The organism is Microbacterium sp. Nx66, assembly GCF_904066215.1.
GTDB classification, from domain to species: domain Bacteria; phylum Actinomycetota; class Actinomycetes; order Actinomycetales; family Microbacteriaceae; genus Microbacterium; species Microbacterium meiriae.
In genome coordinates, this window is the sequence record NZ_LR880474.1 from 2,215,260 (window position 1) to 2,229,680 (window position 14,421).

Consider the following 14,421-nt stretch of genomic DNA (forward strand, 5'->3'; position numbering starts at 1 on the left):
GCCCGCGTCTCGCGCTACGCGTCGAGAAGACGAAGGAGCCAGCCGCTCGAGCGCACCTGGGCCCCGGCAGCCTCGACGCGGGACTGCAGCTCGCGGTCACTGGTCACCGCGAGAACCGGCGAACCGCTCGCGACCCGGCGTTCGACCTCGGCCACGATCGCGTCGTCACCGGCGCCCTCCGCGCGCACGACGTCCAGGGCCGAGCTCGCGACTCCGGCTTCTGCGGCCGCGGCGTGCGCGGGTGATCCCGCCGCAGCGGCCTCGGCGATGTCCCGCGCGCGACCTTCCACGACGAGCGATACTTCCGGGAACCAGTGATCCCCCGCGAGTCCGAGGTCGTCCGCGGGCACGGAGAGGCCCGTCAGACGATCGCGCAGTCGTGCCGCGGCTCCGGCGCGATCCTTCCACCAACCGTCCGGGACCGACCCCACGACGTTGGCGGCGTCGACCACGACCACCGGATGCGCCGACAGTTGAGCCCGCAGCATCGGCCACGCCGCACCGAAGCCGGGGTGCAGGGGCAGCGCGTCCACGTCCTCGACGGGTACCCACGACAGCGCGACGCTCTCCGGGTCGCTGATCACGGGGTCGAACGGCGTCCGCACATCGGCGACGACGGTGGTGTACGACCAGATGCCGAGATCGAGCACACTCGTGAAGCGGGGCCGCATCGCACCATCCGGCACTCCCGCCTCCTCCTGCGCCTCGCGCACGGCACCGACGATGGCCGCCTCACCCTCGTGCAGCGCTCCCCCGGGCAGACCCCAGGTGCCGCCGAAGTGGCTCCACGCGACGCGATGCTGCAGCAGGATGCCGCGCTCCGCGTCGACGGCGAGGAGACCTGCGGCACCGAAGCGCCCCCAGTACCGCTCGCCCGTGTCGGCGACCACCCAGGCGTCGCCCGGATCGCGAGGCCCCTCGGGGCGACGCGGTTCACCGGCGGCGGGAGGTACGACAGTCACCCCCTCAGCTTTTCACAGCATCGGGGCTCCGGCGCCACCGCCGCGACATGCGCGGCAACGAGTCAGCGCTGACGCTTCTCGCGCACCCGCATGTTGATCACGATCGGAGTGCCCTCGAACGAATACAGCTCCCGCAGGCGGCGCTGGATGAACCGGCGGTAGCCCGGGTCGAGGAAACCTGTCGTGAACAGCACGAACGTCGGCGGACGGGTCGAGGCCTGGGTCCCGAAGAGGATGCGCGGCTGCTTCCCGCCGCGCACCGGGTGCGGGTGCTCGGCGACGAGCTCGGCGAGGAACGCGTTGAACTTGCCGGTGGGGATCCGGCGATCCCAGTTCTCCAGCGCCGTCTCGAGCGCGGGGACCAGCTTGTCGAGGTGACGGCCGGTCTTCGCCGAGATGTTCACGCGGGGGGCCCACGCGACATGCGCGAGGTCCTGCTCGATCTCGCGCTCCAGGTAGCGGCGGCGGTCGGCGTTCTCCAGGTCGTCGTCGTTCAGGCGATCCCACTTGTTGAACGCCAGGACGAGCGCGCGGCCCGACTCGAGAACGAGGTCGATGATCCGCACGTCCTGCTCGCTGATCGTCTCGGAGACGTCGAGCACCACGACGGCCACTTCGGCCTTCTCCAGCGCGGCGGAGGTGCGCAGCGACGCGTAGAAGTCCGCACCCTGCGCCATGTGCACGCGGCGACGGATGCCGGCCGTGTCGACCAGGCGCCACATCTTGCCGCCGAGCTCCACGACCTCGTCCACCGGATCACGGGTCGTGCCGGCGAGGTCGTTGACGACCACGCGCTCCTCCCCCGCGGCCTTGTTCAGCAGCGAGGACTTGCCGACGTTCGGGCGCCCCAGGATCGCGACACGGCGCGGGCCGCCGATCTCCTGCTTCGCGACGGCGGAGACCTCGGGGAGCTTCTTCAGCACGGCATCGAGCAGGTCCGCGACACCGCGACCGTGGATCGCGGAGACCGGGTGCGGCTCCCCGAGACCCAGGTTCCACAGGGCGGCCGCTTCCGGCTCCTGACGCCCGTCGTCGATCTTGTTGGCGACGAGGAAGACCGGCTTGCCGCTCTTGCGCAACAGCTTCACGACGTGCTCGTCGGTCGAGGTGGCGCCCACCATGGCGTCCACGACGAACAGCACGACATCGGACAGGTCGATCGCGACCTCGGCCTGTGCCGCGACGGACCGATCGATGCCCCGGGCGTCGGGCTCCCAGCCGCCGGTGTCGACGACCGTGAAGCGACGATCGTTCCACTCGGCCTTGTACGTGACGCGGTCGCGGGTGACACCGGGGGTGTCCTCCACGACGGCCTCGCGACGGCCGAGGATGCGGTTCACGAGCGCGGACTTGCCGACGTTCGGCCGCCCGACGATCGCCACCACGGGCAGCGCGGGGCTGTACTGGATGCCGTCCTCGCCGAGGGTGATGCCCGCGAGGAGCTCCGCGTCCTCGTCGTCCAGCTCGTAGTCGGCGAGGCCGGCGCGCAGGGTCTCCGCGCGCTGCTCGGCCAGCTGCTCGTCGAGCTGGTCCATCTTCTCGGCGAGCTGGTCGGGACCGCCTTCGTATTCGTCGTCAGCCACGGTGTGCTCCTCGGAGTCGTTCGATCACCGAGAGAACGGCGTCGATGGTCTGGGGGAAATCGAGTGCGGTCGAGTCGACGACCTCCACGCCTTCCGCGGCGTTGAGGAAGTCGACGACCGCGCTGTCGGAGGCGTCGCGCTTGTGCAGGGCGTCCGCGACGGCGGCGGCGTTCTCGCCTGCGAGCTCGCCCGCGCGGCGGGCGGCACGCACTTCCGGTGCGGCGGTCAGCAGGATGCGGACGGGCGCATCGGGTGCCACGACGGTCGTGATGTCGCGGCCTTCGACCACCACGGCCGGGTACGGCGCCTCAGCGACCAGTGCCCGGAAGAGCTCGTTGACCTGGGTGCGCACCTCGGGCACCCGCGCCACGCCGCTCACGGCGCCGGACACGCGGGGCTCGCGGATCGCCTCCGTCACGTCCACGTCGCCGACACGTACCGTGCGGTCATCCGGGTCGAGGCCGAGGCGGACGGGAAAGTCGGCGGCCGCGGCGCGCACGGCCTCCGCGTCGTCGGTGTCCGCGCCGCGATCGAGCACGTGCCAGGCGAGAGCCCGGTAGGCCGACCCGGTGTCGAGGTAGCCGAAGCCCTCGCGACGCGCGATCGCCTTGGACACACTCGACTTGCCGGACCCGGCGGGACCGTCGATGGCGATGAACTTCGTGGCGGAGACGGTGGAGGTGTCAGTCATTGGTGTTCCCTGCGATGCGCCAGCCGCGTTCCTGGAGCCCGGTGATCGCGCCGTGCAGCGCCGCGGGGTCGACACTGATCTCGGCGAGGCCGAACTGCGCGCCGGGAGAATGCTCCAGCCGCAGGTCCTCGACGTTGACGCCCAGCTCGCCGAGCTCGCCGAACAGGCGCCCCAGCTGACCGGCGGTGTCGTCGACCATGACGACCAGTGTCTCGAAGCGTCGGTTCTGTCCGTGCTTGCCGGGGAGGCGCTCGACGCCGTCGTTGCCCTGACGGATGGTCTCCGCGAGCACGCGACGGGCACCCGGTGCGCCCGGAGCGCGCAGCGCATCGGCGACCTCGCTCAGATCGGTCGCCAGCGCGTCGAGGATCTCGACCACGGGACCGGCGTTGGCGCCGAGGATCTGCACCCACAGCTCGGGAGCGGACGCGGCGATGCGCGTGGTGTCCCGCACGCCCTGCCCTGCCAGGCGGAGCGCGCCCTCCTCGGCCCCGGCGAGACGCCCGGCGAGGAGACTCGCGACGACCTGCGGCACGTGCGAGGTGAGGGCGACGGAGCGGTCGTGCTCCTCGGGGGTCATCTCCAGCGGCATCGCGCCGACATCGAGAGCCAGCGCCTCGACCAGCGCGAGGTCCCGCGCGGTGGTGTCCTCGTCGCGGCACACGACCCACGGCCGTCCGATGAACAGATCGGCTCGCGCCGAGATCGCCCCGCCGCGCTCCCGGCCGGCGAGCGGGTGGGAGCCGATGTAGCGGGCGAGGTTCACACCGCGGTCACGGAGCGTGCGGAACGGCTCCAGCTTCACGCTCGCGACATCCGTCACGACGGCGTCGGGGTAGCGCTCGAGCTCGGCCTGGATCACGTCGGCGGTCACATCCGGCGGCACGGCCACGACGACGAGCACCGGGGCGTCGTCATCCTGCGGAAGGCGTCCGGCGCCGTAGTCGACGGCGAGGCGCAGCTGCGCGGGGGACGCATCCGTGAGGACGACGTCGATGCCCTTCGCGCGGAGCGCGTGGCCGACGCTGGCACCGAGCAGCCCGGCGCCGACGATGCGCACGGTGCCGGACAGGCGCGGCGCGACGGCACCGGCCTTCCGCGCCGCGGGCGCACTCGTCGTCTGGGTCATTCGCTCTCCTGCTCGCCTGGCGCCTCGGCGACACCGGATTCCCGGCGCGCGAGGGTCAACAGCGCGCCGAGTTCGATTTTACTCAGTTCCCGCGTCCGGCCCGCCGGGAGGGTTCCCAGGTGCAGCGGACCGAACTGCCGCCGCACCAGTTCGGTGACCGGATGACCGACCGCGGCCATCATGCGACGCACGATCCGGTTGCGTCCCGAGTGCAGCGTGAGCTCGACGAGGCTCGAGCCCGCCGATGTGTCCAGCAGGCGGGCCCTGTCGGCGGCGATGGGGCCGTCCTCCAGCTCGATGCCCTTCGTGAGCTTCGAGATGGTCTGCGCCGTCACCGTCCCTTCCACCTTCGCGATGTAGACCTTGGTGACGCCGAAGGACGGGTGCGCGAGGACGTGCGCGAGCTCGCCGTCGTTGGTGAGCAGCAGCAGGCCGCTGGTCTCGGCGTCCAGGCGCCCGACGTTGTAGAGCCGCTCCTCGTAGTCCTTCGTGAAGCGCCGGAGATCCGGACGGCCGCTCTCGTCGCGCATGCTGCTGACCACGCCCGTCGGCTTGTTCAGCATCACGTAGCGCTTGGACACGTCGAGCTGCACCGCGGTGCCGTCGACGTCGACGAGGTCGCGCTCCGGGTCGATGCGGCGGCCGAGCTCGGTGACCACCTGGCCGTTCACGCGGATACGCCCCTCGACGATGTACTGCTCGACGACCCGACGGGACGCGACGCCGGCGGCTGCCAGCACCTTCTGCAGTCGGACGCCCTCGGGGGCTGCGGAATCGTGGGCGTCGGTGGTCATCGGACCGTCCCTTCGTCGAAGCCGTCGGCGCCGTCATCGAGGAGCGGCGAGATCGGCGGAAGCTCATCCAGAGAGTTGATGCCGAGATGCTGGAGGAGCGCATCGGTCGTGCCGTAGTTGATCGCCCCGGTCTCGGAGTCGGCGAAGAGCTCGGTGATCAGGCCTCGTGCGAGGAGCGTGCGGACCACGGAGTCGACGTTGACCGCGCGGATCGAGGCGACCTGGCTGCGGGTGACGGGCTGCTTGTAGGCGATCACCGCGAGCGTCTCCAACGCGGCCTGCGAGAGCCGGGCCGGAGCCTGGCCGCCGACGAACTCCGCCACGACCGGATCCAGGTCTTCGCGGACGTAGAGCCGCCATCCGCCGCCGACCTCCCGCAGCTCGAAGCCGCGCCGCGGACCCGCGCCCCGGCCGTCGTAGTCCTCGACCAGCGACTCGACCGTCTGCCGGACGGCGGGCACCGGCGCGCCGACCGCCGCGGCGAGAGCCACCAGGCCGATCGGCTCGTCGACGATGAAGAGGATCGCCTCCACGCGCTCGCTGAGGGGCAACTCGGCACCCGTCACGGCGTCGGGCTCCTCGCGGAGCCCGGTTTCCGTCTCGGTCATGTCATCGGTCATAGTCGGCCCCCAGGGTCGCGAGTGTCTCGTCCGACCAGGAGTCGGCGGCCCAACGGAGCGTCAGCTCCCCGAGCGGTTCCAGTTGTTCGAAGGACAGCGCCGCGTGCCGGTACAGCTCCAGCACCGAGATGAAGCGGGCCACGACGATGCCCGGCTCGGTGACGCCGGCGACGAGCTCGCGGAAGCTCAGCGACTCGGTGCCGCGCAGCAGCGTGACGACGATCGCGGCCTGCTCGCGGATGCTGACCAGGGGCGCGTGCAGGTGGTCGAGCCCGACGTGCGGGATCTCCTTCGGTGCGAAGGCCAGCAGTGCCAGAGCCGCGAAGTCGTCGGTCGTGAGCGACCAGACGAGCTCGGGTGTCTGCTTCCGGTGCTTCTCCTCCAGCGGCACCGCGCGCACGTGGCGGCGGTCCTCCCGCTGCAGGCACCGTGCGAACCACGCGGAGACCTCCTTGAACGCGCGGTACTGCAGCAGACGGGCGAAGAGCAGATCGCGCGCTTCGAGCAGGGCCACGGCCTCGGCATCGACGAGCTCGCCCTGCGGCAGCAGACCCGCCACCTTCATGTCGAGGAGGGTCGCCGCGACGACGAGGAACTCCGACGCCTGGTCCAGCTCCTCCTCGTCCTCGAGGTCGGCGAGGTACGCGATGAACTCGTTGGTGACGGCGCTCAACGACACCTCGGTGATGTCCATCTCGTGCTTGGAGATGAGGGTCAGCAGGAGGTCGAAGGGGCCGTCGAAGTTCGACAGCGAGACCCGGAAACCGGCGTCGTCGGCGGAGGAAGCCTCCGCAGCGTCGACGGCGTCGGCGAGTGCCGGGCCCTCAGCGGTTCCGAGCTCGTCAGGCGACGGCGCCACGGGCGACCAGCTCCCTGGCCAGCCGCAGGTATGCCTGTGCGGCCGCGTGCTCCGGAGCGAACTCGGTGATCGGGACACCCGAGACCGACGCGTCCGGGAACTTCACGGTGCGGCCGATCACGGTCTCCAGCACGTCGTCGCCGAACGCCTCCACGACGCGTTCGAGCACCTCGCGCGAGTGCAGCGTGCGCGGGTCGTACATGGTCGCCAGCAGCCCGTCCATCTCGATGGAGGGGTTCAGGCGATCGCGCACCTTGTCGATGGTCTCGATGAGGAGCGCGACACCGCGCAGCGCGAAGAACTCGCACTCGAGAGGGATGATGACGCCGTGCGCCGCCGTCAGCGCGTTCACGGTCAGCAGGCCCAGCGACGGCTGGCAGTCGATGAGGATGACGTCGTACTCCCCCGCCACCTGCCGGAGCACGCGGGCGAGGATCGTCTCGCGGGCGACCTCGTTGACGAGGTGCACCTCCGCGGCCGAGAGGTCGATGTTCGCGGGGAGGACGTCGAGACCCGGCACGTTCGAGTGCACGATCGCGTCGTGGGCGTCGCGCTTCGTGTCGAGCAGGAGGTCGTAGACCGTCGGCACGTCGTGCGTCTGGATGCCGAGACCGGCGGACAGGGCGCCCTGCGGGTCGAAGTCCACCGCGAGCACCTTGCGACCGTACTCCGCGAGGGCGGCGGCGAGGTTGATGGACGTCGTCGTCTTGCCGACGCCGCCCTTCTGGTTGCAGAGGGCGATGATGCGCGCGGGGCCGTGCGACTTCAGCGGCGCCGGGATCGGGAAGCCCTGATACGGACGGCCGGTGGGTCCCATGGGAGTGTCGTCGGCCTTCTGTGCCTTCGCCCTGGACTTCGCCGCTTTCTCAGCCACCGGTTCTCCTGCTCCTTCGTGCTTGCTCGATTGTAGCGGCCATGCGTTCCCCGGCCGTCCCGGCGCGCGGCGGGCCGCCTCGGGAGGAGGCGCGGATCCGCGCGGGATCAGCGTGCCCGGGGGTGCGAGGTCGCGTAGATGTCGCGGAGGGCGTCCACCGACACGTGGGTGTAGATCTGCGTCGTCGCGACCGAGGAATGCCCCAGCAGCTCCTGCACCACGCGCACGTCGGCACCGCCCTGCAGGAGGTGGGTCGCGAACGAATGCCGCAGGGTGTGCGGGGAGACCTCGGCGGTGAGCTGCGCGCGCTCCGCGGCGGAACGGATCACCAGCCAGGCGCTCTGCCGCGAGAGCGGAGCGCCCCGCGCGCCGAGGAAGAGCCGGGCCGACGCACGTCCCTTCGCCGCGAGGCCCGGGCGGACCCGGGTGAGATACGCGTCGACCGCGGCGCGGGCATACGACCCCACGGGGACGATGCGCTCCTTCGAGCCCTTTCCCCGCAGGCGCAGCACCTCGCCGTGCGCCATGTCGTCGACGTCGAGCCCGACCGCCTCCGACACCCGGGCACCCGTCGCGTAGAGAAGCTCCAGCAGCGCCCTGTCCCGGATGCCGAGCGGCTCCTCGGCCGACGGCGCGGCGAGCAGCCGCTCCACTTGGTCGATCGTGAGGGCTTTCGGGAGCCGGCGCGGGGTCTTCGGCGGGCGGAGGCGTCCGGTCGGATCGTCCGCCTCGATGCCCTCCCGGGCGAGGAACCGGTGCCAGCCGCGCACCGAGGACTGCAGGCGCGCCAGGCTCGTCGCCGCGGGCGGCGGCTCCGCCGAGGCACGGTCGGCGACGAAACGGTCGACCACCACGGACGTGATGTCCGCGGTGTCGTCGATCCCCTCCGCCGTGAGCCAGTCCCGGTAGCCCTCGAGGTCCCGCCGGTAGGCGCCGACCGTGTGCGCGCTCAGGCCGCGTTCGATCGTCACGTGACGCAGATACGCGTCGAGAGCGCGATCGAGCAGCATCCTCAGCCTCGGTCGCGCAGCCTCTGCGCCGCGGCCAGCACGCCGATGGAGAGGATGCCGTTGCGCAGGCGTCCTGCCATCACTCCCGCGACGGCGTCTTCCAGCGGCACCCAGGCGAGCCGGATGTCCGCCTCCTCGTCCTCGCGGTCGTGCGCGGTCTCGGCGGCCGAGAGCCCGGTCGCGAGGAACACCCGGATGAGCTCGTCGTTGCCGCCGGGCGTCGTCCACGAGGACACCAGCGGCTCCCAGTGGGCGGCGACGAGGTCGGCCTCCTCCGCGAGCTCGCGACGGGCGGCCACCATCGGCTCCTCCCCCTCGATGTCGAGGAGGCCCGCCGGCAGCTCCCAGTCGCGGTGGCGGATCGGGTGGCGGTACTGCTGGATGAGCAGCACCCGCCCCTCGTCGTCCAGCGCGAGGATCGCGACGGCGCCGGGATGGGCGACGTACTGCCGCACGATCTCGCCGTCGCCGTACCGGACCCGGTCGGAGCGCACGTCCCAGACGTAGCCCTCGTAGACGAGGTCGCTGCTCAGGACCTCCGGCTCGAAGGACTCGTCGCGCAGCGACTCGTCCGTCGCGCCCATCCCCTGCTCACTCATCGACGGGCACGTCGAACAGCTCGCTCGCGCGGTGCCGGGCGATGGCCGCGCCGACGAGACCGCGGAACAGCGGGTGCGGGTCGGTCGGACGCGAACGCAGCTCCGGGTGCGCCTGGGTGGCGATGTAGTACGGGTGCACGTCGCGCGGCAGCTCGACGTACTCGACGAGATCCAGCTCCGGGTTGAGGCCCGAGAACACCAGACCGGCCTCCGACAGGCGATCGCGGTAGGCGTTGTTCACCTCGTAGCGGTGACGGTGACGCTCGGACACCTCGGCGGCGCCGTAGACCTCGCGCGCCAGCGAGCCCTCGGCGAGAGCGGCCTGGTAGAGACCGAGCCGCATGGTGCCGCCCAGGTCGCCGCCGTCGAGGATCTCGATCTGCTCGGCCATGGTCGCGATGACGGGCTCCGCGGTGTCCGGATCGAACTCGCTGGACGAGGCTCCGGCGATACCGGCCACGTCGCGGGCGTACTCGATGACCATGCACTGCAGGCCGAGACACAGGCCGAGGGTCGGGATCCCCTGCTCCCGGGCGAACTTCAGCGCGCCCAGCTTGCCCTCGATGCCGCGGATGCCGAAGCCGCCGGGCACGCAGATGCCGTCGAGCTCGGCCAGCTGCTCCTGCGCGCCCTCGGGCGTCTCGCAGAGGTCGGATGGGATCCAGCGGATGTTGACCTTGGTCTCCTGCGCGAAGCCGCCGGCCTTGAGGGCTTCGGTCACGGACAGGTAGGCGTCCGGCAGGTCGATGTACTTGCCGACCAGACCGATCGTGACCTCGTGCTTGGGGTTGTGCACCGCGTGCAGCACCTTGTTCCAGCGCGTCCAGTCGACGTCGTCGGCCTTCTGGTCGAGACCGAGGCGGCGCACGATGTAGGAGTCCAGGCCCTGCTCGTTGAGGGTGGAGGGGATGTCGTAGATGCTCGGCAGGTCGACGGTGTTGATGACACCCTCGACATCGACGTCGCACATGAGGGCGATCTTGTTGCGGTTGCTCGCGCTCACCGGGCGGTCGCTGCGGAGCACGAGCGCATCCGGCTGGATGCCGACCTGACGGAGCGCGGCGACCGAGTGCTGGGTCGGCTTGGTCTTCTGCTCGCCGGACGCCCCCATGAACGGCACGAGCGAGACGTGCACGAAGAACACGCTGTCGCGACCGAGCTCGTGACGCAGCTGGCGGGCCGCCTCGAGGAAGGGCTGCGACTCGATGTCGCCGACCGTGCCGCCGACCTCGGTGATGATCACGTCGGGACGCGGGTCCTCTGTGGCCTGCAGCCGCATGCGGCGCTTGATCTCGTCGGTGATGTGCGGGATGACCTGCACGGTGTCGCCCAGGTACTCGCCGCGGCGCTCCCGCGCGATCACCTGCGAGTAGATCTGACCGGTCGTGACGTTGGCCGCCTCGGACAGGTTGATGTCGAGGAAGCGCTCGTAGTGACCGATGTCGAGGTCGGTCTCCGCACCGTCGTCGGTCACGAAGACCTCGCCGTGCTGGAACGGGTTCATGGTGCCCGGATCGACGTTCAGATACGGGTCGAGCTTCTGCATGACCACGCGGAGTCCGCGGGCGGTCAGGAGGTTGCCCAGGCTGGCCGCGGTGAGCCCCTTGCCCAAAGACGAAACGACACCACCAGTCACGAAGATGTGCTTGGTCGTGTCGTTCTTGGGCCCCGCAGAAGAAGAGTTCATCACGGGCTTCTATCCTAACAGTTCGTTCAGACGCCGAGGCTGAGAAGCTCACGGGCGTGGGTGAGTGCGGCATCGGAATCCGCGAGTCCGGAGAGCAGACGGGCCATCTCGGCCTCGCGCTCCTCCCCGTCGAGCCGCCGCACGCTGGAGGCGGTGACGGCGCCGTCGTTCGATTTCACGACGGTCAGGTGGTTGTTCGCGAAGGCGGCGACCTGCGCGAGATGGGTGACGGCGATCACCTGCGACTTCTCGGCGAGTCGGGCGAGTCGCCGACCGACCTCGATGGCCGCGGCACCGCCGATGCCGGCGTCGACCTCGTCGAACACGAAGGTGGGAACCGGGTCGGTCGCCGCGATGACGACCTCGATCGCGAGCATCACGCGCGACAGCTCGCCGCCGGACGCGCCCTTGGCGACGGAGCGGGGTTCGGCACCGGGATGCGGCGCGAGCAGGATGGCGACGTCGTCGCGCCCGTGGGTGCTCTCGGCACCAGGCGCCACGGACACCTCCAGGCGTGCGTCCGGCATCGCCAGCGCGTGGAGCTCGGCGGTCACGGCCTCGCCGAGCCGGACGGCGGCCTCGCTCCGGGCGGCGGTGAGGGCGTCGGCGCGGGCGTCGAGCTCCGCCCTGGCCGCGTCGCGCTCGGCGGTGAGGCGTTCCAGACGCTCCCCGTCATCGTCGAGCTCGGCCAGCCGTGCGGAACCGGTCTGCCACAGTGCCAGCGCCTCCGCCAGCGAACCGTGCTGACGGATGAGGACGCCGAGCGCGGCCCGGCGTTCCTCGACGGCTGCCAGCTCGTGCGGGCCGGACTCGTCGAGGTCGGCGAGGAAGCCGGAGAGCACGCCGGCGGCGTCGGCGATCCGGTAGCCGATGTCGGCCAGGGTCTCGGCGACCTCGGCGAGCTTCGGGTCCGACACGCGCTCGATCGCCCGGCGTGCCTCCGCGACCAGCGCCGACGCATCGGGCTCGCCCTCCTCGTTCGAGAGGGAGCCGTGGGCCAGGGCGGCCGCGAGCCGCAGCTCCTCCGCGTTCGCGAGGCGTTCGGCGCGGGCCGTCAGCTCCTCATCCTCACCCTCTTCGGGAGCGGTGGCTTCGATCAGGGCCAGGTCCTCCCGCAGCCGGGCGGCCTCCTCGGCGCGCCGGTCGCGGTTCGCGGTGATGTCGACGATCTCGGCGTCGAGCGTGCGCCAGTGCTCGAACGCGGCCTGATACTCCTCCAGCGCCCGGGCGATGGCCTCGCCGCCGAAGCGATCGAGGGCGTCGCGCTGCGCGGCCGCCGATCGCAGCCGCAGCTGCTCGGACTGTCCGTGCACCACGATGAGCTCGTCGGCGAGCGAGGACAGCACACCCGCCGGTGCGGCGCGGCCGCCGACGCTCGCACGACTGCGGCCTTCGGCGCTGAGGGTGCGCGAGACGTACAGCTCCGCAGTCCCGGCGCCTGCCGGCTCCAGCTCTCCCCCGGCCTCGGCGACGATGTCGGCGACCTCACCGGTCTCCGGCACGATCCACACACCGGCCACCGACGCCTGCGCCGCGCCCTTGCGCACGGCGCCGGAGTCGGCGCGCTGTCCGAGAAGCAGGCCGAGACCGGTGACCACCATGGTCTTGCCCGCTCCGGTCTCGCCGGTGATGGCCGTGAAGCCGGGCCCGAGCGGCAGGACGGCATCGGCGATCACGCCGAGCCCCTGCATGCGCATCTCCTCGATCATGCCTCGCTCCTCCGTTCCTGTCCGCGCCATCCCTCGACGGGCAGCTGGAACTTGCGGACGAGACGATTCGTGAACGCGGTGGGGTGCAGTCGCGCGAGGCGGACCGGGCGCGACGAACGACGGACGACGACGCGGGCACCCGGCGGAAGGTCGTGGGAACGACGGCCGTCGCACCAGAGGATGCCGGAGCCGTCCGTCCGCTCCAGCATCTCGATCGCCACGGCCGCGTCGGGGCTCACCACGAGCGGCTTGGCGAAGAGGGCATGGGCCGACAGCGGGACGACGGCGATGGCCTCGACCGTCGGCCAGATGACCGGGCCGCCGGCGGAGAAGTTGTAGGCGGTCGAGCCGGTCGGGGTGGAGACGACCATGCCGTCGCAGCCGAAGCTCGACAGCGGCCGCCCGTCGATCTCGAGCACCACCTCGATCATGCGCTCCCGGCTCGCCTTCTCGACGGTCGCCTCGTTCAGAGCCCAGGTCTCGAAGACGACGTCGCCCGAGGCGTCCTTCACCCGCACCGACAGCGCCAGGCGCTCCTCGACCTCGTAGTCGCGGGCGATGACGCGGCGCATCGCGTCGTCCATGTCGTCCCGGTCGATCTCCGCGAGGAAGCCGACGTGGCCCATGTTGATGCCGAGCACCGGGGCACCGCTGTCGCGGACGAGTTCCGCCGCACGGAGGATCGTGCCGTCGCCGCCGAGCACGATCGCGAGCTCGAGGGACGCCGGACCGGCGGAGGCATCCAGCACCTCGACGTCCGCGAAGAACGCATCGACCGCGGAGAGCTCCGCGTGGTCGTCGGCCGCCAGGACGGGGCGCACTCCCGCGCCGCGGAGGGCGTCGATCACCCGGCGGGCGGCCGCGACGGTGTCGACGCGACCCGCGTGGGCGACGACCAGGATCCTGCGCTCGTTCATCGTCCCCCTGCCAGCCGGTTGATGGTGTCCATCCATTCTGTCGGATTGCTGCCGCCGCCCGGCACGAGGTGGACGAGATACTCCGCATTGCCGTGGGTTCCGAGGATCGGGGAAGAGACGATCCCCGCCATCCCCATCCCCGCGTCCCACGCGCTCCACGCCACCCGGGCGACGGCATCGGCACGGGTGGCGGGGTCGGTGACGAGACCGCCGCGCACCGCCGTCCGGCCGACCTCGAACTGCGGTTTGACGAGCAGCAGGACATCGGAACCCGGCGCCGCGACGGCGACCACCGCGGGGAGCACGAGCTCGAGCGAGATGAAGGAGAGGTCGCCCACCACCAGGTCGGGCGAGGCGGACTCCCCCGTCGCCGCGGCGAGACTGTCACGGGTCATGTGCCGCACGTTGAAGCCCTCGACCGCGGTGACACCGGGGTCTGCCGCGATCGACGGGGCGAGCTGGCCGTGACCGACGTCCACAGCCAGCACGCGCCGCGCGCCGCGCTCCCGCAGCACCTGCGTGAAGCCGCCGGTCGAGGCTCCCATGTCCAGCACGAGGCGCCCCTGCACGGGAATGGTGAAGCCGTCGAGCCCGGCGATGAGCTTGTGCGCGCCGCGGCTGACGTAGTGGTCGGCGCCGGCCACCGTGATCGTGTTCTCCTCGCCGACCGCGGTCGAGGCTTTGACGACCGGGCGACCGTCGACGCTCACGAGACCGTCGGCGATGAGGGTGGCGGCGTGCGTGCGCGAACGGGCGAGTCCTCGGGAGGCGAGGGCGGCGTCGAGTCGCGTCATCGTGGTCCCGGAGTCTCCCGCTGTTCCAGCCGGGATCCGCTCTCGAGCCGTCGAGAGAGTTCATCGTGCAGGGCCGAGTACAAGTCCGCGCGTGCGGAGAGCGGCTGTCCTTCGATCAGGCGCAGACGACTCCACAGGCCGTCCGTCGGCGCGCTGGTCGTCGTCTCGTCGCTCACGCTTCCACTGTACGCGG

Annotated in this window: 15 protein-coding genes; all 15 read right to left on the reverse strand. The window is 71.3% G+C overall.

The genetic code is table 11. The features are described from left to right. Positions 1-14: 14 nt before the first annotated feature. The gene (locus MICNX66_RS10565; RefSeq protein ID WP_187661843.1) at positions 15-962 is read right to left on the reverse strand and encodes an NUDIX domain-containing protein; all 948 of its coding nucleotides are present in this window, start codon (positions 960-962) and stop codon (positions 15-17) included. Between the two features lie 62 nt (positions 963-1,024). Further along, a complete protein-coding gene (gene der / locus MICNX66_RS10570; protein ID WP_232089245.1) occupies positions 1,025-2,497 on the reverse strand; it encodes a ribosome biogenesis GTPase Der in 1,473 nt (490 codons plus the stop codon). Positions 2,498-2,537: 40 nt separating this feature from the next. Then, positions 2,538-3,236: a (d)CMP kinase gene (gene cmk / locus MICNX66_RS10575; protein ID WP_187661845.1), complete on the reverse strand. Its 699-nt coding sequence runs from the start codon at positions 3,234-3,236 to the stop codon at positions 2,538-2,540. Continuing rightward, positions 3,229-4,365 carry a prephenate dehydrogenase gene (locus MICNX66_RS10580; protein WP_187661846.1) on the reverse strand — a complete coding sequence of 379 codons (1,137 nt, stop codon included), beginning with the start codon at positions 4,363-4,365 and terminating at the stop codon, positions 3,229-3,231. The genes cmk and MICNX66_RS10580 overlap by 8 nt, the downstream gene beginning before the upstream one ends. Continuing rightward, positions 4,362-5,159 carry a pseudouridine synthase gene (locus MICNX66_RS10585; RefSeq protein WP_187661847.1) on the reverse strand — a complete coding sequence of 266 codons (798 nt, stop codon included), beginning with the start codon at positions 5,157-5,159 and terminating at the stop codon, positions 4,362-4,364. The genes MICNX66_RS10580 and MICNX66_RS10585 overlap by 4 nt, the downstream gene beginning before the upstream one ends. Beyond that, positions 5,156-5,779, reverse strand: a complete 624-nt coding sequence (gene scpB, locus MICNX66_RS10590) for an SMC-Scp complex subunit ScpB (protein ID WP_187661848.1) — start codon at positions 5,777-5,779, stop codon at positions 5,156-5,158. Before scpB ends, MICNX66_RS10585 begins: the two co-directional genes overlap by 4 nt. Further along, positions 5,769-6,638, reverse strand: coding sequence for a segregation and condensation protein A (locus MICNX66_RS10595; RefSeq protein WP_187661849.1), 870 nt, complete (start codon positions 6,636-6,638; stop codon positions 5,769-5,771). Before MICNX66_RS10595 ends, scpB begins: the two co-directional genes overlap by 11 nt. After that, entirely contained in the window at positions 6,622-7,455 is an 834-nt protein-coding gene (locus MICNX66_RS10600; RefSeq protein WP_164498181.1) for a ParA family protein, read from the reverse strand. Before MICNX66_RS10600 ends, MICNX66_RS10595 begins: the two co-directional genes overlap by 17 nt. A gap of 164 nt (positions 7,456-7,619) precedes the next feature. After that, entirely contained in the window at positions 7,620-8,522 is a 903-nt protein-coding gene (gene xerD / locus MICNX66_RS10605) for a site-specific tyrosine recombinase XerD (RefSeq protein WP_187661850.1), read from the reverse strand. Positions 8,523-8,524: 2 nt separating this feature from the next. Then, on the reverse strand, positions 8,525-9,121 hold the full coding sequence (locus MICNX66_RS10610; RefSeq protein ID WP_232089047.1) for an NUDIX domain-containing protein: 597 nt from the start codon (positions 9,119-9,121) through the stop codon (positions 8,525-8,527). Then, positions 9,114-10,808 carry a CTP synthase gene (locus tag MICNX66_RS10615; RefSeq protein WP_187661851.1) on the reverse strand — a complete coding sequence of 565 codons (1,695 nt, stop codon included), beginning with the start codon at positions 10,806-10,808 and terminating at the stop codon, positions 9,114-9,116. The genes MICNX66_RS10610 and MICNX66_RS10615 overlap by 8 nt, the downstream gene beginning before the upstream one ends. Positions 10,809-10,834: 26 nt before the next feature. Further along, positions 10,835-12,517, reverse strand: coding sequence for a DNA repair protein RecN (gene recN, locus MICNX66_RS10620; RefSeq protein ID WP_187661852.1), 1,683 nt, complete (start codon positions 12,515-12,517; stop codon positions 10,835-10,837). After that, positions 12,514-13,434 carry an NAD kinase gene (locus tag MICNX66_RS10625; protein WP_187661853.1) on the reverse strand — a complete coding sequence of 307 codons (921 nt, stop codon included), beginning with the start codon at positions 13,432-13,434 and terminating at the stop codon, positions 12,514-12,516. Before MICNX66_RS10625 ends, recN begins: the two co-directional genes overlap by 4 nt. Continuing rightward, a complete protein-coding gene (locus MICNX66_RS10630) occupies positions 13,431-14,228 on the reverse strand; it encodes a TlyA family RNA methyltransferase (RefSeq protein WP_187661854.1) in 798 nt (265 codons plus the stop codon). Before MICNX66_RS10630 ends, MICNX66_RS10625 begins: the two co-directional genes overlap by 4 nt. Continuing rightward, positions 14,225-14,404, reverse strand: a complete 180-nt coding sequence (locus tag MICNX66_RS10635; protein ID WP_187661855.1) for a hypothetical protein — start codon at positions 14,402-14,404, stop codon at positions 14,225-14,227. The genes MICNX66_RS10630 and MICNX66_RS10635 overlap by 4 nt, the downstream gene beginning before the upstream one ends. Positions 14,405-14,421: the final 17 nt, after the last annotated feature.

Excerpts from the sequence above, each read along its gene's own strand:
- MICNX66_RS10625 (WP_187661853.1), bottom strand. The coding sequence starts at position 13,434 with ATGAACGAGCGCAGGATCCTGGTCGTCGCCCACGCGGGTCGCGTCGAC.
- MICNX66_RS10610 (WP_232089047.1), bottom strand. The coding sequence starts at position 9,121 with ATGAGTGAGCAGGGGATGGGCGCGACGGACGAGTCGCTGCGCGACGAG.
- recN (WP_187661852.1), bottom strand. The coding sequence starts at position 12,517 with ATGATCGAGGAGATGCGCATGCAGGGGCTCGGCGTGATCGCCGATGCC.
- der (WP_232089245.1), bottom strand. The coding sequence starts at position 2,497 with ATGGACCAGCTCGACGAGCAGCTGGCCGAGCAGCGCGCGGAGACCCTG.
- MICNX66_RS10585 (WP_187661847.1), bottom strand. The coding sequence starts at position 5,159 with ATGACCACCGACGCCCACGATTCCGCAGCCCCCGAGGGCGTCCGACTG.
- MICNX66_RS10615 (WP_187661851.1), bottom strand. The coding sequence starts at position 10,808 with ATGAACTCTTCTTCTGCGGGGCCCAAGAACGACACGACCAAGCACATC.
- scpB (WP_187661848.1), bottom strand. The coding sequence starts at position 5,779 with ATGACCGATGACATGACCGAGACGGAAACCGGGCTCCGCGAGGAGCCC.
- cmk (WP_187661845.1), bottom strand. The coding sequence starts at position 3,236 with ATGACTGACACCTCCACCGTCTCCGCCACGAAGTTCATCGCCATCGAC.
- MICNX66_RS10600 (WP_164498181.1), bottom strand. The coding sequence starts at position 7,455 with ATGGGACCCACCGGCCGTCCGTATCAGGGCTTCCCGATCCCGGCGCCG.
- MICNX66_RS10580 (WP_187661846.1), bottom strand. The coding sequence starts at position 4,365 with ATGACCCAGACGACGAGTGCGCCCGCGGCGCGGAAGGCCGGTGCCGTC.
- MICNX66_RS10630 (WP_187661854.1), bottom strand. The coding sequence starts at position 14,228 with ATGACGCGACTCGACGCCGCCCTCGCCTCCCGAGGACTCGCCCGTTCG.
- xerD (WP_187661850.1), bottom strand. The coding sequence starts at position 8,522 with ATGCTGCTCGATCGCGCTCTCGACGCGTATCTGCGTCACGTGACGATC.